A 25,044-nucleotide genomic window follows, 5' to 3' on the forward strand; every position below is an offset into this window, starting at 1 on the left:
GCCGTAGTTATCACGCCGGCAGCATCATAAAACAGTTCATCATGGACAAAGAATTTCTGGAACACGGCCTGAACATGAACCGCCGCCGCTTCCTCTCCCGGCTGAGCCTTGGCCTGGGTAGCGTGGCACTGGGCTCCCTGCTGATACCAGACCTTTTCGGCGGTGGCAGCGGTGTGGAAGAAATGGGCCTGGCGCCGGGCATACCCCACTTTGCGCCAAAAGCAAAAAGGGTGATCTACCTGTTCCAGAACGGCGCGCCCTCTCAACTGGAATCTTTCGATTACAAACCCAAGCTGCGCGAAATGATGGGGCAGGAACTGCCCGCCTCCGTACGCATGGGCCAGCGGCTTACCGGCATGACCTCCGGGCAAAGCTCTTTTCCGCTGGTAGGGTCTTTCTACGATTTTAAACAATACGGCGAGGCCCGCGCATGGGTGAGCGACCTGTTCCCCTATACGGCCAAAGTGGTAGACGATATCTGCATTGTTCGCTCCATGTTCACCGAGGCCATCAACCACGACCCCGCCCTCACCTTCTTCCAAACGGGCGCCCAGCAAGGCAACCGGCCCAGCATGGGCGCATGGGTGAGCTATGGCCTGGGCAGCGAGAACAAGAACCTGCCTGCTTTTTGCGTGCTGCTTTCCCGCGGCAAGGGCAACGGCCAGGGCGTGTACTCCAAACTGTGGACCAACGGCTTCCTGGACAGCATTCACCAGGGCGTACAGTTCAGCAGCGGCGAAAGCCCGGTGCTGTACCTGAACAACCCCGCCGGCATGGACTCTACCGGCCGCCGCAAAATGCTGGACAAGCTCTCTGAGCTGAACCACCTCTCCTACAGCGAATTTGGAGACCCGGAGATCACCGCCAAAATACAGCAGTACGAAATGGCGTACCGCATGCAAACGGCCGTGCCAGACATTACAGACCTTTCCAAAGAACCTGACGATATCATCAAACTCTACGGGCCCAACTGCCTGGTGCCCGGCACCTTTGCCTCCAACTGCCTGCTGGCGCGCAAGCTGTCTGAGAACGGCGTACGTTTTGTTCAGCTCTACCACCAGGGCTGGGACCAGCACGGCAACCTGCCCAGGGAAATGGCCGGCCAAGCGCTGGATGTTGACCAGGCTTCCGCCGCGCTGATCACAGACCTCAAACAAAGAGGCCTGCTGGATGAAACACTGGTGATCTGGGGCGGCGAGTTTGGCCGCACCAACTACAGCCAGGGCAAACTCAGCGCAGACAACTACGGGAGAGACCACCACCCGCGCTGTTTCTCCATCTGGATGGCCGGCGGCGGCGTGAAGCCCGGTATTGTTTACGGGGAAACAGACGATTTCGGCTACAACATCACAAAAGACCCCGTGCATGTGCACGACTTCCAGGCCACCGTGATGCACCTGCTGGGGCTTGATCATGAAAAACTCATCTACAAACACCTGGGCCGCCGCTACCGCCTTACAGACGTGGCCGGCAACGTGGTAAAAGACCTTATAGCATAACAAATGAAGATCAAACGCCTGGCTGAAAATCTGCTGCTTGCCGCCAATGTTTTCATCCTGTTTATCCTGCTGTTCCATCCCGCGTTGCGGTTACCGGCCTGGGTACAGGTAACAGGCAGAATGCACCCGCTGCTCCTGCACTTCCCCATCGTACTATTATTGCTGGCCCTGGTGCTTGACGTGATGATGCTGCGCAACGCCGCGCTGCGCGGCTACCAGCCGCTTATCAGCAACCTCTGGCTGGCGGGCGCGCTTACGGCCGCCATTACCGCCATTTCAGGGCTGTTCCTTTCTGTGGAAGATGTATACAGCGGCAGCATGCTTTCCTGGCATAAATGGACGGGGCTGGGCATTGTGTGGCTTTCTTCCCTGCTATACATGTTGCGTTATTACAAACAACCCATATTTATGGCCGGCAGCGTGCTGATGCTGGCGGGGCTGGCCATGGCCGGGCACTTCGGCGCCAACCTCACCCACGGCACGGATTTTTTGCTGGCGCCGGTAACGCCGCCCCCGCAAAAGATCGTGGTACCGGTAGAACAGGCGCTGGTATATGAGCACCTGGTAAAACCCATCCTGGAGCAGAAATGCGTGAGCTGCCACAACGCCGCCAAGGCCAAGGGGCAATTGCTGATGGAAACGCCCGCGCAAATGCTCAAAGGCGGCAAAAGCGGGCTGCTCTTCGTAGCCGGCAACCCCGCCGCCAGCCTCATGCTGCAACGGATACACCTGCCCATGGAAGAAAAGAAACACATGCCGCCCAAAAATAAAACGCAACTGGAACCGGATGAAATAACCATTCTGCAACACTGGGTACGGTCGGGCGCAGACTTCAAGCGCAAGGTGACGGAACTGCCCGCTGATGACAGCCTCTACCTGCTGGCCCTGCAAAAGCTGGCGGCCCCGGAGGTAGAAGAAACATACGCCTTTGCGGCGGCTGATGAAAGCACCCTCAAAAAACTCAACAACAACTACCGCGTTATTTATCCCGTGGCCCGCCACTCTCCCGCGCTGGTGGTGAACTTCTACAACAAAACACAATACTCGGCCAAGGCCCTGGAAGAGCTGCTGCCGCTGAAAACGCAGGTAGTAGAGCTGCACCTGCAGAAAATGCCGGTGCAAGACGCAGACCTTGCCATTATCAAACAGTTCAGCAACCTGCGCAGGCTCAACCTGGATTTTACCGCCATTACCGGGCCTACGTTAAAAGAGCTGAGCGCCTTGCCCCACCTGCGTTCCCTGGCCGTGTCCGGCACGCGGGTAACGGCCGCGCACCTGCAGCCGCTGGCCGCCAGCAAAAGCCTGAAAGAAATTTACTGCTGGAATACCGGCATCACGGGCCAAGGCTGGCAGCAACTGGCCGCTATCAAACACATCCGCTTCGAAAAAGGGTATGTGGACGATGGCAGTGATTCCCTGCGGTTGAACCCGCCCATTATAGAAAACGAACAGACCGTGTTCAGGAACAGCATGGGGCTGGTGCTCCGCCACCCCATCCGCGGCACGGAAATACGGTATACGCTGGACGGGTCTGACGTAGACAGCCTGCTCTCTCCTGTTTTCAAGGATTCGCTGTTGATAGATTCGTCTTTCACCATCAGGGCAAAAGCCTACAAACCGGGCTGGTACGGCAGCGCCGCGGTGAGGATGCGTTTCATGAAAACCAGCTACCTGCCAGACAGTGCGGTACTACTGCAGCCGGCCAATGAAAAATACGTAGCGGAAGGCCCCAAAAGCCTTACAGACCAGCAAACGGGAAATTTTGAAATAGGCAGCGGCAAGTGGATGGGCTTCCGCTATAACAACATGGAGCTGATGATGCTCTTCAAACAGCCGGTTAAAATGAAAGCCGTTACGCTCAATACGCTGCGCCTCCCCCGCAGCTACATATTCCCGCCGCAGCAAGTGGAAATATGGGGCGGCCCGCAGCCGGACCAGCTGCAGCTGCTGAAAAAGGTAACCCCCGCCCAGCCCGGGCAGAAAGACGGCAATTCTATTATTGACATTACCTGCCAGTTCGCGGAGCGGGAGATCAACTGCCTGAAAATTGTGGCGGTACCGGTGGGCAAGCTGCCGCAGTGGCACGATGGCAAGGGGCAGAAAGCCTGGGTGTTTGTAGATGAGATACTGCTGAACTAAGAATATGACACAAAAAAGGGGGCGTGCAGCCCCCTCTTTCGTTGTATGCGGTTTTACCGGTTAAAATACTTGTTTACCGCATCGGTACGGCTGCGTACATGCAGCTTTTCGTAAATATTATGTACGTGCCTGCGCACGGTTTCTATACTGATGAACAGGTTGCCTGCAATTTCCTTGTACAGGAACCCTTTGGACAACTGGTCGAGAATTTCTTTTTCGCGGGAGGTGAGCGCTTCCAGCGCGGGGTTGGGACGGGCCTGCTTCTGGAAGTAGGCCACTACCCTGCGTGCAATTTGCGAGCTCATGGGAGAGCCGCCGTCATGCAGCTCGCGGATAGCGTCCAGCAGATCGCCGGGAGAGGTTTTCTTCAGAATATAACCGCTGGCGCCGGCTTCAAGGGCCATAAAGATCTTGTCATCATCTTCATACACGGTCAGCATCATAAACTGCATGTCGGGGTATTCGGCTTTCAAACGTGCAATACATTCAATTCCGTTAATTCCCGGCAAATTAAAATCCATCAACACTACATTGGGTAACAATTGAGGAACTTTTTCCAGTGCCATTTCCGCATTGTTGAAAGCACCAATACATGCATACCCTTCGGAACCATTGATCAACAACTCCATGGCGGAACGGATATCATGATTATCTTCAACAATAGCCACAGAGATGATATCCATGCTATTTTGCAGCTTTTTTTTCGAATATACCATCATTTCAATTTAAAGTCATAACACCAAGATGTTATAAAAATCAAATTTAAATTAATTTAATGGTATATCTAAGAAAACTGTGGTACCGTTTTGAGAGATGATGTCTGCCTGGCCCCCTACCTGCTGCATGCGTTTCTCAATATTTTTGAGCCCATTGCCGAACAGGCGTACCTTTTCGGGGTCAAAGCCCTTGCCGTTGTCTTTGACCATGATGGTCATATTTTTAAAAACTTTTACCTCAATGATCACTTCTGTGGCGGCGGAATGTTTCACTACGTTGTGAAGGGACTCCTTTACGGCCAGGTAAATGTGGCGGCGGGTGCCGCCGCTGAGCTTGAGGTTGGGAATATTGTCAGGAATGATGAAATGGTGCTGTATGTGCGCATGCTCCAGGAAGTCTGCCGCAAAGCTGCGCATATAGGCTATGAGGTTGGCCAGCGAGTCGTTAGACGAGTTCATGGCCCAGATGATCTCGCTCATTTTATCTACCAGCTCGCCCGCCGCTTCAGAAATACGTTCTATTTCCTTGGTTTGGCCGGTATCCTTGATCTTGCGTTTGGCAATTTCGCTCAGCAGCCTGATGGTGGAAAGGCCGGAGCCGAGATCGTCATGCATATCGCTCGAGATACGCGCCCGCTCCTGGTCTACCGCCTGTTCCTTTTCCAGCTTCAGCTTTTCGTTGCGTATCTTGTAATCCAGGTACAGCGCGGAGAAATAATACGCAATGCCCAGTATCAGCAACAGCAGCAAGAAACGGAACCACAAAGATTGCCAGAAGGGTATTTTGATCACGATCTGCAGCGTGGTGGGCTCCATGTTCCATTGCTCGTCATTATTACAGGCCTTCACCTTGAAGGTGTAGCTGCCGGGGCGCAGGTTGGTGTACCGCGCCACGCTCTGGTTGCCGGCCATCAGCCAGTCTTCATCTACCCCCTCCAGCATGTACTGCACCTTGTTCTTGAGCGGGTTGGTAAACTCCAGCGGCACGTACTCAATGGCAATGGTGTTCTGGTTATAAGGCAGCTCCACCTTGGTGACCAGGGAAATGGCGGTATCTGATTTATAAGGCTTGTCAAGCACTTCCAGCCGCTTGATGATCACTTTGGGCGTGTAGGGATTGTTCTTGAAATTGCGGGGATAGAAGCCCGTTACGCCGCGTACGCCGCCAAAGAACAGCTCGCCGTCCATCGACTTGAAATACGCGCCGGTATTAAATTCATTGGATTGCAGGCCATCCTCGAAATTGTATGTTACCAGGTTGTTGGTGTTTTGCCGTATCTGTGTGATGCCGCGGTTGTGGCTCACCCAGATGCCGTCTTTATCGTCCAGCAGCACGGCGTACACATAGTCGCTCGGCATGCCGCGGTAATCATAACTGTTGTAATGCTCCTTGACACGGTACTGATCGTCCAGTATGAGCAGCCCTTTGTTGGTGGCCAGCAGCAGGTGTTTATGGGCATTCTTGTTGATAGACTTGATCTCCAGGTCTTTCAGCGGCAGGGGTATCATTTCCCATATGCTCTTGTCTGCCTTGCGCCAGTAAAGGTGCGCCTTGGTGCCCACATACTGGTTGCCCCAGAAATCTTCAAAATAACAGGTCAGCTGCTCATCTGCAAAACGGTGTACAATGGCCGCCTTGTAGCCTTTTTCCGCTTCGGAGAACAGGAGCAGGTACTCCCCGTAATTGAAATAGGTTTCCCCGTTGGGGCGTTTGGACACAAAGGGGTAAATATCATCCTGCGGGGGCAGGCCCAATGCCAGTACGCCGCCCGTGAGGTCACGGAACTGCTCCGTTTTCACGTCAAACAGGCCAATGCTGCCTTTTACAAAGTGGAACCAGAGCGTGCCGTAGTCTTCCCGGCAAATGGCGTGCAGGTTGTTGCCGGGGAAGCGGCCGGGCGTTTCTTCGTTGGAGATGCGCTTGAGGTACTTGCCGCCTTTTTCGTAAATATCCAGCCCGTCCTGCAGCAGGCCCACATACAACCGGCCATCGTCGTGCTTGTACACGGCTTTCACCACGTTGTGAGACATGCGGGGCGAGCGGTAAAGGGAAAATACTTTTTTATTGGGCGCATATTTCTTCAGCCCGTCTCCATCCGTGCCCACCCACATATTGTCGTTCCGGTCCCGGAAGAGGCAGATGATCTTGTTGAAAGAGTTGGTTTCGAAGGTATTGAAGCTGGTGATGTGATTAATGATCTCGTGGCTGCCGATGTTGTAGACGAGCACGCCGTTGTTGCCCCCTATCCAGGCATTGCCCCTGTCGTCCAGCTCTACGGCAGTGGGCAGAAAGGGTTCTTTCAGCTCGTTGCGGTGATGGAAGGGCAGGTCTGTATACTTGTTGCGTTTGGTGTCGAAAATGGTGATGTGCCCATTGCTGGCCAGCAGCAGCGAGTCTGTGTTGAGCACCTTGATCACCGGTCTGTCTTGCAGGGTGGGCAGGCAATAAGTGGTGAGGCGGGCAGTGTGGATGTCCATTTTCACCAGCTGCTCCTTTTCAAATACCATCCAGATGTTGCTGTCTTGTTTGATGATGGTGAGCGGGCGTTGCTTTTTGGCCGTAAAGGCCGGGGGGTACAGGATGGTCTTTTTCAGTTCGTAGGTGATATTGTCCAGCACGTACAGGCCTTTCAGCGGCCGCCAGACCCAGAGCGTTTGCGTGGCGGGGTCTTCTCCCAGTATCTGGAACTTGGGGATGAAATCCCTTTCCGCCTCATTGATATACGCCGTGTCTATAAATACGTGGCGGAAAGTGTTCTTGTACCGGTCATACAGGCTGATGCCCAGGTTATGCGCCAGCAGCACCTGCTTGCGGGAATCCCGGTAAAAGGAGTAGCTGCGGGTGCCCATCAGGCCAAAGCTCTTGACCACCGCCCGGCCCTGCTGGGAAACGGAACTGTACAACACCCTTTCCTCCGGTTTATTGGCCAGCCGGTCTTTCCCGGAGGGATTGTAGCGGTACTCGTTGAACACATAACCGTCAAACCGGTTGATACCGTCAAAAGTGGATATCCACAAAAAACCCTCTTCATCCTGTATTACCCCGCTGATGCTGCTTTGAGACAAGCCGTTCTCCACCCCGTAGGAATCGAAATTATAATTTCGTTCCTGCGCGGACACAATTGAGAAAATGGTGCAGAACCACAGGGTAAGGATGCCTATCTGGAATTTCGGGTGCATCATCAATTGATGGATAATGGTTTGCGGGTTTGCGGTACATGCAAATATATAATTCTGTAATACACTTTCTAATGATTTTATATTTTTCTTAATTAATATTGCTCCAAAACGGAAGAATATGAAACCTGCCGTTGTGTTTCTTTGGCTGCTGGCCGTTGCCGGAACGCCGGCGTTCGGGCAAACAGGGGGCGATGGTACTGTGACGCTTACCGGTGTGGCCGGAACGCCAACGCCTGGCCGGCTGGAGGCCACCAGTGTGGCGCCGCCTAGCAGGGCAACTGTACAGCCAACACCCCCGCTGCCCGAAGCTCCGTCAACTCCCGCTCCCTGGCGCCTGCGGCCGCTGGAGCCCGCTCCTGTCAGCAGCATCCGCGGCCTGAGCGTGGTCAGCGATGCCGTAGTATGGGTATCCGGCACCGGGGGAAAGGCCGGCCGAAGCCTGAACGGCGGGAAAAACTGGCAATGGTTCAACATTCCCGGCTGTGACAGTTGCGACTTCAGGGATATTGAGGCGTTCAGCGTAGACAAGGCCATTGTAATGGCCATAGCCGAGCCCGCCCGCATCTACCTCACCACCAATGGCGGCCAAAGCTGGCAACAGGTGTATTATAACGATACCAAAGGCATGTTCCTTGACGGAATGGATTTCCAGAACGAAAAAGAAGGTATGGCCGTGGGTGACGCCATCGGCGGGCGCTTCACCATCATACGCACCATAGACGGCGGGCAAAGCTGGCAACCCCTCCCCGGCCCGGAAGCCGCGGAAGGCGAGGCCGTGTTTGCCGCCAGCGGCACCAGCATCAGGGCCCTGCCCGGAGGCGGCTACGCTTTCAGCAGCGGCGGCGCCCGGAGCCGTTTTTTCCGCTACCGGGGCGAAAAATGGACGGTAACGCCCACCCCGGTACTGCAGGGCGGCAACAGCACCGGCATTTTTTCCTTTGCCTTCAGCAATGATCTGCACGGCGTGGCCGTAGGCGGAGACTACCTGCAGCCGCAACAGACCCGCCTTAACTGCGTGATAACCAATACCGGCGGCGCTACATGGAACATTGCCGCGCAGGGGCCCGGCGGGTACCGGTCTGCCGTGGAGTTCATCAGCGCCCGTGATGTGGTGGCTACCGGCCCTTCCGGCACCGATTTTTCGGGCAACGGGGGGCTTACCTGGGTGGAAATATCCGGGGAGGGCTATCATGCCGTAAAAAAGGCGAAAAAAGGGAATACCGTATATTTGGCCGGCAGTAAGGGGAAGATGGCCGTGCTGGAAAGCAGCCACGGAGATAAGGGAACATCAGGCTCGCGGTAGCAGTACCGGTAAAAACGCCCGGCCGTAAAAAAGGCGCCCTGGAAAGAAGCGCCTTGTATTTTTTTAATACGCTTATTGTATCACAACCGGAACAATAGGTTAAAGCAAAAAGTACATATACCTGAAATTACCATTTTCCACTGCAATAATTCCGGCAAAGTTCGCCAAGGCAGCAATTTATTTTGTTAAAGGCGGTATTGGGGCGGTCAATGCAGTAAAAAAATGTGTGGCAACCCTCTTTTTTTTATAATTTAGTTTGGAACAGGGCCCCGGCGGGCCTGTATTTTATAGTATCAGAAAATCAGATCGGCACGATGCAAGTGGCTACATCATCGGGTAAATACTCGGTAAAACATTACCCGGACAACATTCAATCGTGGAAAAAGGAAGGAAATTACTTTTACTTCTATACGTCAGAGACCATACTTGAACTGCGGGTTATTTCAGATAAGATAGTGCGTTTCCGCTATGCGGCAGACGGCACTTTTCAGCGGGATTTCTCCTACGGCCTCAGCGAAAAACTGGAAGAGTCGCCCGAATTTTTCGACATCCGCGAGTGGCCGGACTCTTTCGAGATCATTACCACCGCCATCAGGGTGTTCGTTGCCCGTGAAAACCTGCGCATTACCATTACAGATACCGAAGGCCGCGTCATTAACCAGGACGAGACCGGCTTTCACTGGCAATATTACCTGCAGAAAGGCGGCAAGATCGTTTACTGCACCAAGCTGGTGCAGGAAGGCGAGGCCTTTTACGGCCTGGGAGACAAACCCACGGAGCTGAACCTGCGGGGCAAGCGGCTGGAAAACTTCGGTACGGACGCCTACGGCTATGCCAAAGATACCGACCCGCTCTACCGCAACATCCCCTTCTATTACGGGTTGCACAACGGCATAGGCTACGGTATATTTTTCGACAATACCTTCCGCACCCTGTACGATTTTGGCAGCGAGCGGGACGATGTGAGCAGCTTCTGGGCAAGAGGCGGGGAAATGAACTACTATTTCATTTACGGCCCCGAACTGCTGAAAGTAGCGGAATCTTACGCCCGCATTACCGGTACGGCGGAACTGCCGCCCCTCTGGGCCCTGGGCTACCACCAGTGCCGCTGGAGCTACTTCCCAGACAAAAGAGTGAAAGAAATAGGCCAGGAATTCAGGAAACGCGGCATCCCCTGCGACGCCCTGTACCTGGATATTGACTATATGGAAGGGTTCCGCTGCTTTACCTGGAGCCAGGAACGTTTCCCTGACCCGAAAGGGCTGCTGCAAGACCTGTCTGACCAGGGCTTTAAGACCGTAGTGATCATAGACCCCGGCATTAAAGTAGACCCGGAATACAGCATTTACCAGGAGCTGGTGCAAAAAGGCTTTGCCTGCAAACGGGCAGACGGCGCCCCCATGGAGGGAGACGTATGGCCCGGCAAATGCGTGTTTCCCGACTTTACAGATCCCAAGGTACGGGAATGGTGGGCCGGCCTTTTCCGCGGCCTGACGGAAACCGGCGTGCGCGGGGTATGGAACGATATGAACGAGCCCGCCGTATTTGAGCTGGGTACCTTCCCCGAAGACGTGCGGCACGATTATGACGGTGAAAACGTGAGCCACCGCAAGGCGCACAACGTATACGGCCACCTCATGAGCAAAGCCACCGCGGCGGGCCTCAAAAAACACCTGATGCCCAACCGCCCCTTTGTGATCACCCGCTCCGCCTACTCCGGCACACAACGCTGGAGCTCCGTATGGACGGGAGATAACATTGCCTCCTGGGAACACCTCTGGCTGGCCTCCGTACAATGCCAGCGCCTGGCCGTTTCCGGCCTTTCCTTTGCCGGTAGCGACATTGGCGGCTTCATTGGCGAGCCTGACGGAGAACTGTACACCCGCTGGATACAGCTGGGCGCCTTCCACCCGCTCATGCGCACCCACTCCGCCAGCAACGATACCGGCTTTAACCAGGAACCCTGGAGCTTTGGCCCGGAATACGAAGCCGTGATAAAATCGTTCATCCAGCTCCGTTACCGCCTGCTGCCTTATATGTACACCACTTTCTGGCAATATGCCGCTTATGGCACGCCCATGCTGCGCCCGCTGGCCTTCGTAGCCCAGCACGACGAAAATACCCATGACCTGAACCACGAGTTCCTCATGGGAGACAGCCTGCTGGTCAGCCACGTCAGCGAGCCCGGTATGAAAGAAAAGTCCGTTTACCTGCCCGAAGGTACCTGGTACTACTACTTTAATGACCAGCGCCACACCGGCGGCCAGTCCGTAACCGTGCCCACCCCCCTTGAAGAAATGCCGCTGTTCGTGAAAGGCGGCGCCGTGGTGCCCCAGTACCCTGACCTGCAATATGTGGGCGAAAAGAAGATCATGGAGATGATATTGCAGGTGTACTTTGGCGAAGGCACCACCCACAGCATCCTGTATGAAGATGCCGGTGACCACTACGCCTACAAAACGGGCCAGTACAACCTGGTGCGTTTCAAACAAATGTCCGAACCGGCGCTTTTCCGCCTGAAGAAAAAGTTCGTAGGCCGTTTTGAAGCAGACTATACGCATCACCGCGTACGCGTACACGGCCTTCCCTTTACGCCCACCCACTATATTGTAGACGGCGGGGAAGCAAAGCCGCTGCAACCGGAGCATCTGCAGAACGGCGTAGTGGAAATTGCGCTGGAAAGGCAGTTTGAGGAACTGGTGATAAAATAGGCATTCTTTCCCTTTATACGGGCCGGGAAACTATCCCGGCCCTTTTTTTGTCCAGATCTGCCCGTAATAATGTCCAATAACCCCCCCCCAGGGTTAACATGCAGCCCCTAGCTTTGTGTGGCCTGACAAAAAACCGCAAACAATGACCGGGAATCCTGTTGTACAGCCAGTAAAAAAGAAACGCGCCATGCGGCCGGCCGAGTTCATTGCGTTCTCCGCCTGCAGCATGATGCTGACCGCACTGGGCATAGACATTATGCTGCCCGTGTTTGCCGAGCTGCGCGCACACTTCGGGCTTGGTACAACCGCAACGGCCACGGCGCATATCATTGAGTTCTTTTTTATGGGACAGGTGGCCCAGATCGTTTTTGGCCTGCTGTCTGACCGCTTTGGCCGGCTGGCCATACTGCGCACCGGGTTTCCGCTCTATATTGCCGGCGGCGTTGCTGCTACCTTTGCCCCCAGCCTGGAGCTGATGTATGCGGCGCGCTTTGTGGCCGGCGCCGGCGCTTCCGCCGTATTTATGACCACCATTGCCGGTGTGCGTGACCGGTTTGTGGGAGATCAGATGGCCCGCACCATGTCCCTGATACTCACCATCTTCCTTTTCACCCCTGTTATAGCGCCCTTCCTGGGGCAGGCCATTCTCCACGTTTCATCGTGGCGCATGGTATTCCTTACGCCGCCCATATTTGCGGTCATTGTTTTTGCATGGTCTCTCAGGCTGGAAGAATCCCTCCCGCGGGAACGGCGCATTGTGCTCAAATGGGCAAACATCAGCCAGTCTGTAAAGCGCGTGACCGGCAACCGTGTGTTCTTGCGATACATGGTAACCACCACGCTGCTTTTTGCGGCCCTCAGCTCCTACGTTTCCAGCTCCGAACGGATAGTGGGCGAGATCTACGGCAGGCCGGAGCTGTTCTCGTGGATATTTGCGGGCATAGGGCTGCTGATGGCGTTCTTTGCGCTGATGAACTCCCGCCTTTCTACCCGGTACGGCGCCCGGCGGGCCATCAGGTGGCTGCTGGTCATTTACCTGGTGCTGGCCGGCCTGCTGCTGCTCTTCACTTTCCTGACCAATGATCCGCCAGACATGCGGGTGTTCTTTATAGCCGTTTCGCTGATGATGGCGCTCAACCTGGCTATAGAGCCTAACAGCGGAGCGCTGGCGCTGGAACCACTGGGCCATGTAGCCGGCATTGCGGCGGCTGTTTACGGCACCGTTTTCTTTTTCATCGGCTCATCACTGGGTGCGGTTATCAGCCACTTTATGGTATACGGCGTATTTCCCCTGGTGCTGAGTTTCTTTATCATCGGGCTTATTGCCGTGTTGTTGGTGTTTGGTGACCGGCGGCCTTTGCTGCAGAAGTACAGCCGTTAGTTGCATGTATAGATCAGGCTTAATATATTTGAAGGAGGGTACAAGGTACTCCCGCGTTCCTTTAGTATTTGCATATTTATCTCACAATACCTTATGATACATCGCCTGCTCCTCCTGATATCCGTACTGCTCTCAACACACGCATTTGGCCAGCACTACGAACGAAATAGTATTTGCGGAAATGACACCATTGAGGTGGATTACATAAGTATAAAGACCGGGGAAAGCGTTCAATACAAAGCCTTTGAATGTACAAAGGTTGCCAAGCTGGGGATCAGGATAGACATCGGGTTTAATCATTATCAATACAATGCTAAAACTGAAAATTGGTTAGGAAGCCACAGTGGGCCGCTTGTAGGATTGACAATCGCATACGGGAATTTCAACTTCGGAGTGAAATTTAAACCGGCAACGATAAGCCCCAAACAAAACCTGGACTTTCATGGGGAACAGCTGACTAACAGCGCAAAACTAAATCCTAACAAAATAGACTTCGATTTTGGTTATGCTGTCAATTTCAAACACAACATTTCACTGGAACCTTACATCGCATTAACTGCAAATAGCTTTATTGTTATCAATGAAGAAGAATTGGGTAAAAACTACCACATTAACAGAACAAAAGGATTCACAGTTGGCACAACCTTAAACAAGTATTTCCGCCTGAAGGACTTCCAGTTTTTATCTGTATTTGCAAAATACGGCTACGGCCTGACTAACTTTAAGAAAGTACATCCCAGCCTGGGCGTGGGATATTCAGACATTGCGGTGGGCATCGCTTACAAGGGTTTTATCAAGCAAAGGTTTTTGAAGAGAATTTAATTCCGCCCGCAAGCAAATACGCGAAGATCAAGACATTGGAATTTAGCTCATTTCACATGTTATTAAATATGACGATCAGGTAAAAAGTCCTTCGGTGAGCATTCAAATATCTTCGCCAGTTCATTGAGGTGATTGAGGTTGTATTTGGCCCGGTACTTAGGGTTTTCCACGTCACCAATAAAACCTACAGACACATCCAGCATATAGGCTAAATCCTTTTGGGAATAGTCTTTTTCTATTCTTTTAGCTTTCACTGTATCTATAACATATTGTTCAATTGGACTAAGTAATGGATCAGGCATTTGCGGGTATATTTTGATCCACAAAGAATCATTGTCTGAAAAAATATTTCACACGTACAAGTATATGTATTGTATTTGAGTATTAAAAACTCATTTAAGATGGCAACTTTTAAATGCAAAGTCATGGTTGTGATCAAGGACAATCATGGCTCCTCTTCTGACTTTACTCACATTGTTCATTAATCCGGCTTTCCATGAAAAAGAAGAAAAACGAACTGAAAACGTTATCGCAATATTTTACAGCACTGGAAACCACTTTTCGCAAACGTGTTTGCAAAGAGCTTGCCTGGCGGAAGGCAACCTTCCACGAAAGGCAGAAATCCCCCGCGAAACTTTCACCAGTAGAAAGGGACGCTATCAAGGGAATCGGCTGGGAACTAGCGAATGACCTTCGTCGAAAGATATCAAAATAGGTTGTTGAACAACATCAACGTCGAACACCTCGCCGCTGGGGCAGTCCCCGGCAATGTCTGGCAGTTGAAACATAGCCAGACCTATAAGTGAGGCCTATCGTACCTAGGTTAGACGCCGGCATCACCGGGTCAACATAAAGGGAATACCGTAGGGTAAGCGAAGGGAAAGCGAACGGTAGGTGGACTTGATGCGGAAATGCCCTGCAAATGGTGTAGGGATGATCTGGCGATGCCGTTTTGAGCTAACACCGGCTAAAAAAGGGTGCGGAAATATGTTCAGGATATCACGCGCGAGGCAAAAAGCAGCGGGGAACAGTGTTTTCAGGGTGTTTTAAGGAAGAAAAAGTGAGGTTTGGGCATGAAGGGGCGTTCAGCGAGGCTGGTGAGGCGGTAAAGGGTATAAAAAAGATCTGCGAAGCGGAGGTTATTCCCGTTGCGGATGGTGAATGACCGATCCCGGCACTCCAGGCGTTGTGTACGCTATTCCCGTTGCGGATGGTGAATGACCAGACCCGGCACAACCGGCGGCTGCACCCGCGGCTGCCGCTGCGTACCATACGGAACAGGCTCTTCCCGCACTACCACCGCTGCCTCCGGCTGCAGCACGGCAATGATCTGCGCCGCCATAAACTTCCGGTTGGCCAGCAGGTACGGGCGGCCATGTTCCACCTGCCAGCAGGTCACCTCCAGTATCACGCAGGTGACCGTGTTGCCGTCAGCCGGCACCGTCAGCGAAAACGCCGCCGATGGCTCATCCGCCTTCAGCATCACCATATCTGACGCCGCGGCCTTTGCCGTGGCAAAACCGCGCTCCAGGCATACGGCCACCGCCCTGAAGCCCACATGCGTGGCCCTGGGGTTGCACAAATGCTGCCGGATGGCGGGAACGGTTACGCCAATGCTGCCGTCCGCATGGCGCATAGCGGCGGCCTGTACGGGCAAAACATGGGAAAGGTCTGCATGCGTAGTGAAACAGAAGCGCTCCAGGTCACGGAAGTACCGCGGTATAAAACGTTTCTGCCGGTGCAGGTCATCTTGCCGCAATACGTGCAGCAGGCTCCTGTTCAGCCTGTTGATCAGCGTCATTTCCTGCTTTACGTGCAGCAGCCCGTGCAGGGCATGGCGCACGGTAGCCCCCAGGCGGCTGGCCTTCCCGAAGTGGCGGCTGCTCACCTTGCTGTGCGGGCTTTGCCGTACTTGCTCCGGCGCGCTGCGCAGGTAGTACTTTTTGCCCACCCGGTAACCGATGAGGTTCCCCACCTTCCCGGTGAATTTTAACAAACTTGTTTGCGTTGCCATAACATGTTTTTTATTGAATGTAAGGCATTTGGCGGGGCAGGGCGGTAAGGGGGATTCAATAGATTCTAAAAGGCGAACGATTGGCGTTAAATATTTTCCAAGAGCAACTAGATTGGGATTAGATATTGATGAAGAGGAAAGCCTGCAGGGATGGAAGTTATCGAAAAATGGCGCGGCGAAAGACAGAAATCGGGACTGTTCCAATTAAGCGCTGCCGTTTATGCGGTTGACCAGGATATTCAGACATTGTGATCGGCATCGCTTACAAGGGTTTTATTAAGCAAAGACTTTTGAAGAGAAAATTTAGTTCCTCTTGCAAGCATGACAGGTTTCTGCTGCTATTTCTTCAATTTGCTCAATTCTTCTAGCATTCTCTTGTTGTCTGCCTTTAACGCATCCAGTTCCTTGCGGTGCTCAATAAGGTAAAGTGTCAGTTCCTCCACCTTTTGCAGCAGGGTTTTGTTCATCTCTCCCAGGTCTACGCCGTTGGCGATGACCTCTCTTTCAGTAGGGACCTCGGGAAGGTGTTTATGCGCTTTGACAAAGGCTTCCAACTCGTATAGCGTTGGAAGAGAATAAGTATCTGCAAACACATGGTCTGCCCAGACTTGCTGTGTCACTTTCACTTTGCGGGCACCAATGGTGCCTTCTACAGCCAACTTGCAGGTGCCGGGAGTTTCTGTTCCGATGCCCACATTACCACCCTTAAACACAATGTTGCCTCCCCGTTCTGTAACAAGATGAAAATGGTTGCTTGCTGAAAGCCCCATGTAGGCAGACCTGGCATTGTCAGGCCCCATAAACTGTATATACTGCCAGCTGTTCGCCTCTGTATTGTAAAGGGTAATGGGAGCATCGTGATCCGTACGTATCTGCAACGGGCCGTTCATGGCCTGCGCCCCGCGGCTGGTTAGCAGTTTTGACCACTCCTGCCAGCTTCCGCCTTGCGCGCCCTGCCGGTAAAAGAGGCCTTCATTGTTGAAATTTACCTGGTGAACGTTGCCCCCGGAAGCATCGCTCCAGGGCGCCACCGTCATTAAACCGGAATAAGTACCGTCACCGGGTACGCCGATTATAGAACGATACTTGAAATCGAAACGGGTCTCAAAACGGAATGAATCCGGCGGATAGTTAACACTCCGCGTATCATTGAAAGAAAGACTGTGAGTTTGGGAAAATGCAATAGTTGCTGTCAGCACCATGACAGCTGCAAATAAAAACATTGATTTAATCATACGGGCCTATTGAGGGTAGAAAGGTAAAGGGCATTATACAACCGGGTTTAGTCGGGTTCTCTCCTGTCAAGATACGGAAATCCACGGTTAAAACCTATACCTGTCTAATCAATGCGGCAACCGCTCCCTGAAATACCCATAAACCCAGGTGCCCGCTACAGCGCTCAAAAGCGTAACCGCCACAACAGACGCTCCCATGCCTATCTGTGCAAAAAGGGGCCCGGGGCATGCGCCTGTAATAGCCCAGCCGAAGCCGAATAGCACACCGCCGTATATCTGGCCTTTATTGAATGTTTTGGGCGCGATGGTTATCCGTTCACCGTAGATGGTTTTGATGTTCAGCTTCCTGATCACCCATACGGAGATCATCCCTACTATCACCGCGCTGCCAATAATGCCGTACATGTGAAAGGACTGGAAACGGAACATTTCCTGTATGCGGAACCAACTGATCACTTCCGCTTTTACGAATACGATACCGAACAGCAACCCCGCGATCAGGTATTTGATATTGTGGTACCATTTGTGTTCCAGGCGGCTTTCATTGATGCATACCGCATCTTGCCTGCGCACGTCATCACCCGCGCGGGCCGTTATATTCTCCTGCATGCTATTGTATTTAAAGTGAAAGGATTGCCGGCAGTATAAAGTTGGCCATCACAAGGCCACCGGCCATAAAGCTGACGGTGGCTACCAAAGATGGCCACTGCAGGTTGGATAAGCCCATGATAGCGTGCCCGCTGGTGCAGCCGCCCGCGTAGCGGGTGCCAAAGCCCACCAGGAAACCACCCGCTACCATCATTATCAGCCCTTTCAGGCTAAACAGGGTATGCCAGTTGAGAAGTTCCTCCGGCACCAGGCTGTTGTAATTTGTGATGCCGTACCCTGCCAGTTCTGTTGCCAGGCTGGGGTTGACCACCACCGGGTCTGGATTTGCAAGCAGGTTGACGGCCACTGCCCCACCCAGGAAAATGCCTGCTACAAAAAACAGGTTCCATACTTCCTTTTTCCAGCTATACCTGAAAAACGGGATGTTGGCGGGCATGCACGATGCGCAAATATGCCGCAGTGATGAGCTGATACCGAACGATTTATTGCCCATGATGAGCAGCAAGGGCACAGTTAGCCCGATCAGCGGGCCCGCAATGTACCAGGGCCAGGGCTGTTTTATGAACTCGAACATTTTCTGATTATCTGTTTTATGGAATTACCGGGCTGTTTTACTTTGACAGGCATATGTTGTACGGGGAACAGCTGTTCCGGAAATAGCGTTGAACCCACCTTCAATCTCCGTGAAATTGCGGTATCCCCTTGCCTGCAGAATGCTTGCGGCTATCATGCTGCGGTAACCGCCGCCGCAATGCAGATAAAAATGTTCGCGCGGGTCAACATCGTTCATCCAGTCATTGATATAGGCCAGCGGTTTGCTAAGCGCCTCTTCAACGTGTTCCGCCGCATATTCGCTTTCCTTCCGCACATCTACCACCCTGCTTTTGCCGGGCTTCACCGCGGCGGCAAATTCTTCTGCCGTTATCCGGTGAACGGTATCCGTTTCCTTACCTGCTTTTTCCCAGGCCTCCAGGCCTCCCTGCAAATATCCCAGCACATGATCAAAACCAACGCGGCTCAGGCGGGTTACCGCTTCTTCTTCCCTGCCGGGCTCTGTTACCAATAAAAGAGGTTGCTTCACATCCTTTATCAGCGCGCCAACCCAGGGAGCAAAGTCGCCGCTCAAACCTATATTGATGGATTGCGGGATAAAGCCCAGGGCAAATGATTTGTCGCTCCTGGTATCCAGCACCAGGGCGCCGGCTGTTTCCGCTACTTGCTCAAATTCCTGCACTGAGAGCGCTTTCATGCCCTGGCTCAGCACTTCGTCAAAACTGTGATACCCTTTTTTGTTCATGGCCACGTTCATGCCAAAATACGCCGGCGGCGGCAGCAGCCCGTCCGTAACCGCCTTTACAAAAGCCTCTTTGCCGGGCTGGTTCAGCGCATAGTTCATCTTTTTCTGATTCCCGAGCGTATCAACGGTTTCTTTCATCATGTTTTTTCCACACGCAGAGCCCGCCCCGTGCGCAGGGTACACAATGACATCATCCGGGAGGGGAAGGATCTTATGGTACAGGCTTTCATACAGCAGTCCCGCCAGCTCCTCCTGCGTCATATTAGCGGCTTTTTGCGCCAGGTCCGGCCTGCCCACATCTCCCAGGAAAAGCGTATCGCCGCTGAATAAAGCAGTTGCTTTCCCGTTGCCGTCTATCAGCAGAAAGCAGGAGCTTTCCAGCGTGTGGCCGGGCGTGTGCAGCACTTTGATCTTAACATCTCCCAGCTCAAATACCTGGTTGTCTTCCGCAACAATTGCATCAAACTCGGGCGCTGCCGTAGGCCCGTAAACAATGGGAGCCTGCGTTTTCTGGCTCAGGTCAAGATGCCCGCTCACAAAATCCGCATGAAAATGTGTTTCAAAAATATACTTAAGCGTGGTACCGTCTTTTTCCAGCCTGTCAAGGTAAGGCTGCGTTTCCCGCAACGGGTCTATAATAGCGGCCTCTCCGTTTGAAGTGATGTAATAGGCCCCCTGCGCCAGGCACCCCGTGTAGATCTGTTCTATCTTCATGGCTGATTATTTTTATATGCTATTTTACAAAGGTCTTTTATTTGGCTTTACCGTACAGCTACTTTTGTTACATAGCCGCTACTGTTTCCCGGAGCAGGATATAAACGCCCATTACCAGCACCAGCCAGCCAAAGGCCGGTTTCAGCTGCTCGCTGTTCACCCTTTTGGACAAAACGAAACCGATAAAAATACCTGCAATGGCAAACGCGGTAACAAGCAGCAGAAAGCTCCAGTCCACCGGCGTTTCACCACTTTCTCCCAGGAAACCGATCAATGATTTGGCTGCAATAATGACCAGAGACGTTCCGACCGCTTCCTTCATAGGGAGCTTGCTCAATACCACCAGAGCGGGTATGATCAGGAAACCGCCTCCCGCGCCAACCAGGCCGGTCAGCATCCCTACCAGCAGGCCTTCCAGCAGAATGAGCGGATAATTAAATTGCTGTTGTTGGGGCGGCGCGTCTTCCCGCTGCCGCTCCTTCCTGATCATGGAATAAGAAGCCCCGATCATGAGCAGCGCAAACAGCAACATCAGCAAGCTGCTGCTGGTAACGGTGCGGTCTCCTATACGCATGATCTCCCGGGGAATGGCCGGCACCAGCCAGGCCCTTGTTAAAAAAACCGCTGCAATGGAAGGTATCCCGAACACCACAGCCGTTTTGACATTTACCAGCCCTTTCCGGAAATAGGGAACAGCGCCGGCAATACTGGTAACGCCTACAATAAAAAGAGAATAAGCCGTTGCCAGCACGGCGTCTACCCTGAACAGGTACACCAGCACAGGCACGGTCAGGATACTGCCGCCGCCGCCGATGATGCCCAGTGATACCCCTATCAGGATAGATGCTATGTAGCCCGGTATGTCCATATGTTTCAGATTAATACCGCAAAAATGCATCAACCTGGCAACTGCTACAGCTACTTTAGTTACAGAAGGGTAATTTTGTTCCGCCCGAGCGCCACAACACCGTTCTCCTCCAGCTGCTTCAGCAACCGCGACACTACAACCCTTGCGGTACCCAGCTCATTGGCCAGCTGCTCATGGGTGGTTTGCACGGTTTGGGACGAAGCCAGCTCTGATTTCTTGCGGAGCAAGCCAAGCAGCCGTTCATCCACCTTCTTGAAGGCAATGGCGTTGACAACCTCCAGCAGCTCCTCAAAACGCTTGTGATACAGCCGGAAGATATAGTCCAGCCATTGGGGATATAACCTGATAAAATGCGGTACTTTTTCAACAGGCAGGAAGAGTATTTCCGCATCCTCCTCCACCTCCGCTTTCACCTTGCTGGTTTCGTTATGCAACCCTCCCAGGAAAGACATGATACAGCTTTCACCGGCCTTGATGTAATACAACAGGATCTCTCTTCCGTCTTCCTCCGTTCTGACCACTCTCATTACCCCCCTGGTAACAATGGGGATGGAACGGATGGAAGCGTTCTCGTTCAAAATGACGGTACCTGCCTTGTATTCCTTTTGCAGGCCGTACTTGTATAATTCTTCCCTTAGCTCCGGGGAAGACCGGAACTCCGGTATCTGTTCAAGATGCTCCATATCGCAAATTTACGCTTTCGGGGCGGGAGAACGGGTGATCCCTGTCATTGGGGTGACTGGCACTGGTCATTTGGCTGCAGTAGGCCTGAGCTTGTCTAGTTCCTCCTTCATGATTTTATTGTCCTTTTTCAATGAATCCAGCTCTTTGCGGTGCCCGATGAGGTATAGTGTCAATTCTTCCACTTTTTGCAGCAGGATTTTGTTCATCTCTCCCAGGTCAATGCCGTTGGTGCTAACTTCCTTTTCTGCTGGAACTTCGGGAAGATGTTTATTTATCTTTACAAATGTTTCCAGCTCATATAGCGTTGAAAGAGCGTAGTTGTCTTCAAATACATGGTCTGCCCAGGTCTGCTGCTGGGTCACTTTCACTTTCCGCGCGCAAATAGCGCCTTCAACTGCGAGCTTATAGTTGCCGGGGTCATTGGTTCCGATACCGATGTTGCCGGTTGCATTTTTAATATACATTTTATCCGGCCCTCCTACGTAAAAGCTTAAATCGTTGCTCGCATTTGTAACAATGCCTACGTTCTCCGCGGTTCCATCCGGGCTTTTCCAGGCAATATGCCTTGCATTGGGCAATACCAGCTGATTAGTAGCATTTGCAACGCCAACGCCTAATTTTCCATTCGTGTACAAGTCACCGGCTGTATTCACGTAGGGTAGCCTGAAAATCTGGTTATTGTCAAAATCACACTTCAACCCATAGTTTGAAGTTTCAGCAAGATGTCCTGCAGGCGGTTCAACGGTGCTGCCCCATTGCCCGCCGGTAAGCGGTGAGCTATAACCAGCATTACTTTCTGTCTTGTAAAAAATGGCGCCCCATCGATTATTGGAGCGCATCCATATGGCATTGTCAAAAATGTAGAACGTTGCGGCTTCAGGGTTACCCGAAGTACACCGGATCTCTACCCCATCAAAACGCCCTACTGTTCCTTCGTATTTATCTATCCGGATACGGTAGGTTCCTTGTTGATTAAAGGAATTGGCATCTGCCTGAACATTGATATCTGCAACATAAGCATAACGGTCCGCGTTTCCTTTTACTTCAAGTATTTTGTAGTAGTAATACCTGTATGGGGCCGCACCATCATTGGTACTTCCCAGCATTTGCCAACTATCAGGGCCATAGGCCTGCGCGTACAATATAGGCGGAAATAAAAGTACGAGAAAGAATAAGGTACAGAGCTTCATAAAGTGGTTTTTAAGTTAACAATAGGTATTGGGTCACTAACCTTCAAAATACAAAAATAATCAAGGACGATCCGCAAGACGTAAAAAAAACTTGCTGCAATTATCCTAAACAATTATATTTGTCTACAAAATCAATAGACTAACCATATTATGCATCACTTCAACTGGATCGCACTATCCATTGTCGGGTTCCTGTTTTTCATTGCGCTGGAATATCTCCTATCCCGCAGAACGGGAAAGAACTACTTCCAGTTCGCAGAATCCATCGCCAACCTCAATGTTGGCATAGCCGAGCGGTTGCTGGACATTTTTGTGACAGGATTGTTCTATTTCTTTTTTGATTACATCTACCGCAACTTTGCGCTGTGGCATATCAGGCCCACCTGGTATACCTGGTTCCTGCTCTTTCTGGCCACGGACTTTGTATGGTATTGGTACCACCGCCTCGCGCATGAAGTGAACATTCTCTGGGCGGCGCACGTAGTGCATCACCAAAGCGAAGACTTCAACTACACAGTGTCTGCCAGGATCACCGTGTTCCAGGCCGCGGCCCGTTCCCTGTTCTGGGCAATATTGCCGCTGGCGGGCTTTCCACCGGCCATGATCACTTCCCTCCTGCTGGTACACGGCCTCTACCCTTTCTTTATCCACACCCGGACCATCGGCAAACTGGGCATCCTGGAATACTTTATGGTAACGCCTTCCCACCACCGCGTACATCACAGCTCCAATGAAAAGTACCTCGACAAAAATTATGGGGACGTACTCATCATCTGGGACAAGATGTTCGGCACCTTCACACCGGAACAAAATGAAGAGCTCTGCGTGTATGGCCTCACCAAGCCGCTGAAAAGCCACAGCTTCCTCTGGCAGCAATTCCACTTTATGCTGGAGCTGCTGACCGCATTTAAACGGGCCGGCAGCTGGAAAGCGCGCTGGAAGGTGATCTTTGGCAAACCTGACGATATAGACCCGGATATCAGGGAGCAGCTGGAAGCGGTATGGCTGCGGAAAACGGCAGCCCGCAAACAAACAAAGTTCCAGCGCATTTACATTGTCATACAAACAGTGATCAGCATCAGCCTGCTGTTTACGGCCACCCTGCTGGAGGCCTACATACCCGCTGGCCTGAACGTATTCATTGTGCTGTTCATCCTGCTCAGCCTTGTTAATACCGGGGCCATACTGGAGCAGAAAAAATGGTTCTTTTACCTGGAATACGCGCGCATGATGCTCATTGCCGTTACGTTCCTGGTGTACTTCCCGCACCTGTACGTATTTGCGAGCGTACTGCTGTTTGCGGGCCTGGTAACGTTCTATTTCTCTCGTATTGAAAGGTCTATGCACCGCCTGCTGTTCCAGCGGGCGCAATGATATTGTCGTGTGGCCGAGTGGTTAGGTAAAGGCCTGCAAAGCCTTTCACGGTGGTTCGAATCCACCCACGGCTACATAAGCCGGGGAAACGCGGAGAATTGCGCGTTTTTCCGGCTTTTTGTTTTGCCGCCTCCCCGCAGCCACTGAAAAGCACTCCTGGTTACCAGTGATGTAGATCATGGCCGAAGGGCATCACTGTCATCAGCCGCGTGCCGGGCAATCGCGAAATTCGGTACATGAAGCAGGTTTCTTGTCATATGGCCTCACTCCTGAAATGGCTGCATATAGTGCTGGTGGCTTCGGTAATATTGTATTTTGGGAAAACCCTCTTTATCCCGCTATTCATGGGGCTGTTGGTGGCCCTGGTCATGTTCCCGGTGTGCCGGAGGCTGGAAGCCAGGGGGTGGACGCGCACAATGGCTGTTACCTTGTCTGTCTCAACAGTAGTGCTCCTCTTCTTTATATTGATCTTTCTGCTTTACTGGCAATTGCGGGTTTTCCTGGAAGACTGGCCTGTTATTTCCCAAAAACTGGATCTCGCCTTCCGGCAGCTGCAGGCCTGGCTGGCAAGCCGGCTGGGCATTACGGTAACAGCGCAGGCTCCCTGGTGGCATCAGCTTTCCGACCAGGTTGGCAGTTTAGCCGCCCCGCTGCTGCGGGGTACCCTGGGCGTTACGGTCAGTACATTATTCATACTGTTCATGACCCCGGTTTTTGCGGCATTGTTCCTTTACCACCGCAAAGTTTTTGTACGCGCCCTGCTCCAGTACGCCGGCCCGGTATACAGGGAGCGGCTGGAAGCAGCGCTTGTTAAAGTAACGAATACCTATTTCCGATACATCAAGGGCATGGTCATCGTATATCTCATTGTCGGAATATTGAACAGCATCGGGCTGGCGGCGCTGGGAATCCCCCATGCTATCCTGTTTGGCGTGCTGACGGCGGTGATGACCATTATTCCATACATCGGCATCATTATCAGTGCATTACTCCCCATTTCAGCGGCCTGGATCTCCCATGCCTCCATCTGGTACCCGCTTGGCGTTATTGGCGTGTTCTCGTTTGTTCAATACCTGGAAGCCAATGTGATATTCCCGAAAGTAGTAGCCACACAATTAAACGTCAGCACATGGGCCACGCTGGTGGCCATTCTGGCCGGGGGCATCATCTGGGGAGTAGCAGGCATGGTATTGTTCATTCCTTTCGTAGCCATTCTGAAAATTATGGCAGACCATATGGAAAACTGGGAAGTGCTCAGAACGCTCCTTTCCAGGAATGCCGCAGAACTTCCTAAAAACAACTGATCTA

Annotated in this window: 20 protein-coding genes and 1 tRNA gene; 10 read left to right on the plus strand and 11 right to left on the minus strand. The window is 52.5% G+C overall.

What is annotated here, in order from left to right:
- Positions 1-41 precede the first annotated feature (41 nt).
- Both D3A97_RS16425 and D3A97_RS16430 read left to right on the plus strand, forming a co-directional pair.
- The gene (locus D3A97_RS16425; protein WP_119079619.1) at positions 42-1,499 is read left to right on the plus strand and encodes a DUF1501 domain-containing protein; all 1,458 of its coding nucleotides are present in this window, start codon (positions 42-44) and stop codon (positions 1,497-1,499) included.
- A 3-nt stretch (positions 1,500-1,502) separates the two neighbouring features.
- Positions 1,503-3,638: a c-type cytochrome domain-containing protein gene (locus D3A97_RS16430; protein ID WP_119079620.1), complete on the plus strand. Its 2,136-nt coding sequence runs from the start codon at positions 1,503-1,505 to the stop codon at positions 3,636-3,638.
- 53 nt (positions 3,639-3,691) lie between these two features.
- On the opposite strand, the gene D3A97_RS16435 is transcribed toward D3A97_RS16430, so the two are convergent.
- Complete coding sequence (locus D3A97_RS16435) at positions 3,692-4,321, minus strand: response regulator (RefSeq protein WP_232825997.1); 630 nt, start codon at positions 4,319-4,321, stop codon at positions 3,692-3,694.
- An 84-nt stretch (positions 4,322-4,405) separates the two neighbouring features.
- Positions 4,406-7,537, minus strand: coding sequence for a ligand-binding sensor domain-containing protein (locus D3A97_RS16440; RefSeq protein ID WP_198674035.1), 3,132 nt, complete (start codon positions 7,535-7,537; stop codon positions 4,406-4,408).
- Between the two features lie 115 nt (positions 7,538-7,652).
- Here D3A97_RS16440 and D3A97_RS25045 point away from each other — a divergent pair, with 115 nt between their 5' ends.
- From D3A97_RS25045 to D3A97_RS16460, 4 genes are all read left to right on the plus strand, one after another.
- Complete coding sequence (locus D3A97_RS25045) at positions 7,653-8,837, plus strand: WD40/YVTN/BNR-like repeat-containing protein (protein ID WP_198674036.1); 1,185 nt, start codon at positions 7,653-7,655, stop codon at positions 8,835-8,837.
- Between the two features lie 314 nt (positions 8,838-9,151).
- Complete coding sequence (locus D3A97_RS16450) at positions 9,152-11,548, plus strand: glycoside hydrolase family 31 protein (RefSeq protein ID WP_119079624.1); 2,397 nt, start codon at positions 9,152-9,154, stop codon at positions 11,546-11,548.
- A gap of 142 nt (positions 11,549-11,690) precedes the next feature.
- On the plus strand, positions 11,691-12,929 hold the full coding sequence (locus tag D3A97_RS16455) for an MFS transporter (protein ID WP_232825998.1): 1,239 nt from the start codon (positions 11,691-11,693) through the stop codon (positions 12,927-12,929).
- Positions 12,930-13,022: 93 nt separating this feature from the next.
- Entirely contained in the window at positions 13,023-13,751 is a 729-nt protein-coding gene (locus D3A97_RS16460; RefSeq protein ID WP_119079625.1) for a hypothetical protein, read from the plus strand.
- A 62-nt stretch (positions 13,752-13,813) separates the two neighbouring features.
- Here the strand turns inward: D3A97_RS16460 and D3A97_RS16465 are convergent, their stop codons facing one another.
- Positions 13,814-14,053, minus strand: a complete 240-nt coding sequence (locus D3A97_RS16465; RefSeq protein WP_119080144.1) for a helix-turn-helix transcriptional regulator — start codon at positions 14,051-14,053, stop codon at positions 13,814-13,816.
- A gap of 194 nt (positions 14,054-14,247) precedes the next feature.
- Here D3A97_RS16465 and D3A97_RS16470 point away from each other — a divergent pair, with 194 nt between their 5' ends.
- Positions 14,248-14,466 carry a hypothetical protein gene (locus tag D3A97_RS16470; RefSeq protein ID WP_119079626.1) on the plus strand — a complete coding sequence of 73 codons (219 nt, stop codon included), beginning with the start codon at positions 14,248-14,250 and terminating at the stop codon, positions 14,464-14,466.
- Between the two features lie 480 nt (positions 14,467-14,946).
- On the opposite strand, the gene D3A97_RS16475 is transcribed toward D3A97_RS16470, so the two are convergent.
- The 8 genes from D3A97_RS16475 to D3A97_RS16510 form a co-directional block, all read right to left on the minus strand.
- Positions 14,947-15,765, minus strand: a complete 819-nt coding sequence (locus D3A97_RS16475; RefSeq protein ID WP_157986586.1) for a hypothetical protein — start codon at positions 15,763-15,765, stop codon at positions 14,947-14,949.
- A 338-nt stretch (positions 15,766-16,103) separates the two neighbouring features.
- A complete protein-coding gene (locus D3A97_RS16480) occupies positions 16,104-16,967 on the minus strand; it encodes a hypothetical protein (RefSeq protein ID WP_157986587.1) in 864 nt (287 codons plus the stop codon).
- A 141-nt stretch (positions 16,968-17,108) separates the two neighbouring features.
- Positions 17,109-17,609, minus strand: a complete 501-nt coding sequence (locus tag D3A97_RS16485; RefSeq protein ID WP_119079629.1) for a YeeE/YedE family protein — start codon at positions 17,607-17,609, stop codon at positions 17,109-17,111.
- Between the two features lie 10 nt (positions 17,610-17,619).
- Positions 17,620-18,183: a YeeE/YedE family protein gene (locus D3A97_RS16490; RefSeq protein WP_119079630.1), complete on the minus strand. Its 564-nt coding sequence runs from the start codon at positions 18,181-18,183 to the stop codon at positions 17,620-17,622.
- A 24-nt stretch (positions 18,184-18,207) separates the two neighbouring features.
- Complete coding sequence (locus D3A97_RS16495; RefSeq protein WP_119079631.1) at positions 18,208-19,620, minus strand: MBL fold metallo-hydrolase; 1,413 nt, start codon at positions 19,618-19,620, stop codon at positions 18,208-18,210.
- A gap of 67 nt (positions 19,621-19,687) precedes the next feature.
- Entirely contained in the window at positions 19,688-20,488 is an 801-nt protein-coding gene (locus D3A97_RS16500) for a sulfite exporter TauE/SafE family protein (protein WP_119079632.1), read from the minus strand.
- Positions 20,489-20,547: 59 nt separating this feature from the next.
- Entirely contained in the window at positions 20,548-21,171 is a 624-nt protein-coding gene (locus tag D3A97_RS16505) for a Crp/Fnr family transcriptional regulator (protein WP_119079633.1), read from the minus strand.
- A 66-nt stretch (positions 21,172-21,237) separates the two neighbouring features.
- A complete protein-coding gene (locus D3A97_RS16510) occupies positions 21,238-22,362 on the minus strand; it encodes a hypothetical protein (RefSeq protein ID WP_157986588.1) in 1,125 nt (374 codons plus the stop codon).
- A gap of 150 nt (positions 22,363-22,512) precedes the next feature.
- On the opposite strand from D3A97_RS16510, the gene D3A97_RS16515 reads away from it, so the two are divergent.
- The 3 genes from D3A97_RS16515 (at position 22,513) to D3A97_RS16525 (ending at position 25,040) form a co-directional block, all read left to right on the plus strand.
- A complete protein-coding gene (locus tag D3A97_RS16515) occupies positions 22,513-23,736 on the plus strand; it encodes a sterol desaturase family protein (protein WP_119079635.1) in 1,224 nt (407 codons plus the stop codon).
- A 4-nt stretch (positions 23,737-23,740) separates the two neighbouring features.
- A tRNA-Cys gene (locus D3A97_RS16520) sits at positions 23,741-23,810 on the plus strand.
- 162 nt (positions 23,811-23,972) lie between these two features.
- Positions 23,973-25,040 carry an AI-2E family transporter gene (locus tag D3A97_RS16525; protein ID WP_232825999.1) on the plus strand — a complete coding sequence of 356 codons (1,068 nt, stop codon included), beginning with the start codon at positions 23,973-23,975 and terminating at the stop codon, positions 25,038-25,040.
- Positions 25,041-25,044 lie beyond the last annotated feature (4 nt).

It is taken from the genome of Chitinophaga alhagiae, from assembly GCF_003568665.1.
In the GTDB taxonomy this organism is placed as follows: Bacteria; Bacteroidota; Bacteroidia; order Chitinophagales; family Chitinophagaceae; genus Chitinophaga; species Chitinophaga alhagiae.

Excerpts from the sequence above, each read along its gene's own strand:
- D3A97_RS16425 (WP_119079619.1), top strand. The coding sequence starts at position 42 with ATGGACAAAGAATTTCTGGAACACGGCCTGAACATGAACCGCCGCCGC.
- D3A97_RS16430 (WP_119079620.1), top strand. The coding sequence starts at position 1,503 with ATGAAGATCAAACGCCTGGCTGAAAATCTGCTGCTTGCCGCCAATGTT.
- D3A97_RS16435 (WP_232825997.1), bottom strand. The coding sequence starts at position 4,321 with ATGGATATCATCTCTGTGGCTATTGTTGAAGATAATCATGATATCCGT.
- D3A97_RS16440 (WP_198674035.1), bottom strand. The coding sequence starts at position 7,537 with ATGATGCACCCGAAATTCCAGATAGGCATCCTTACCCTGTGGTTCTGC.
- D3A97_RS25045 (WP_198674036.1), top strand. The coding sequence starts at position 7,653 with ATGAAACCTGCCGTTGTGTTTCTTTGGCTGCTGGCCGTTGCCGGAACG.
- D3A97_RS16450 (WP_119079624.1), top strand. The coding sequence starts at position 9,152 with ATGCAAGTGGCTACATCATCGGGTAAATACTCGGTAAAACATTACCCG.
- D3A97_RS16455 (WP_232825998.1), top strand. The coding sequence starts at position 11,691 with ATGACCGGGAATCCTGTTGTACAGCCAGTAAAAAAGAAACGCGCCATG.
- D3A97_RS16460 (WP_119079625.1), top strand. The coding sequence starts at position 13,023 with ATGATACATCGCCTGCTCCTCCTGATATCCGTACTGCTCTCAACACAC.
- D3A97_RS16465 (WP_119080144.1), bottom strand. The coding sequence starts at position 14,053 with ATGCCTGATCCATTACTTAGTCCAATTGAACAATATGTTATAGATACA.
- D3A97_RS16470 (WP_119079626.1), top strand. The coding sequence starts at position 14,248 with ATGAAAAAGAAGAAAAACGAACTGAAAACGTTATCGCAATATTTTACA.
- D3A97_RS16475 (WP_157986586.1), bottom strand. The coding sequence starts at position 15,765 with ATGGCAACGCAAACAAGTTTGTTAAAATTCACCGGGAAGGTGGGGAAC.
- D3A97_RS16480 (WP_157986587.1), bottom strand. The coding sequence starts at position 16,967 with ATGGTGCTGACAGCAACTATTGCATTTTCCCAAACTCACAGTCTTTCT.
- D3A97_RS16485 (WP_119079629.1), bottom strand. The coding sequence starts at position 17,609 with ATGCAGGAGAATATAACGGCCCGCGCGGGTGATGACGTGCGCAGGCAA.
- D3A97_RS16490 (WP_119079630.1), bottom strand. The coding sequence starts at position 18,183 with ATGTTCGAGTTCATAAAACAGCCCTGGCCCTGGTACATTGCGGGCCCG.
- D3A97_RS16495 (WP_119079631.1), bottom strand. The coding sequence starts at position 19,620 with ATGAAGATAGAACAGATCTACACGGGGTGCCTGGCGCAGGGGGCCTAT.
- D3A97_RS16500 (WP_119079632.1), bottom strand. The coding sequence starts at position 20,488 with ATGGACATACCGGGCTACATAGCATCTATCCTGATAGGGGTATCACTG.
- D3A97_RS16505 (WP_119079633.1), bottom strand. The coding sequence starts at position 21,171 with ATGGAGCATCTTGAACAGATACCGGAGTTCCGGTCTTCCCCGGAGCTA.
- D3A97_RS16510 (WP_157986588.1), bottom strand. The coding sequence starts at position 22,362 with ATGAAGCTCTGTACCTTATTCTTTCTCGTACTTTTATTTCCGCCTATA.
- D3A97_RS16515 (WP_119079635.1), top strand. The coding sequence starts at position 22,513 with ATGCATCACTTCAACTGGATCGCACTATCCATTGTCGGGTTCCTGTTT.
- D3A97_RS16525 (WP_232825999.1), top strand. The coding sequence starts at position 23,973 with ATGAAGCAGGTTTCTTGTCATATGGCCTCACTCCTGAAATGGCTGCAT.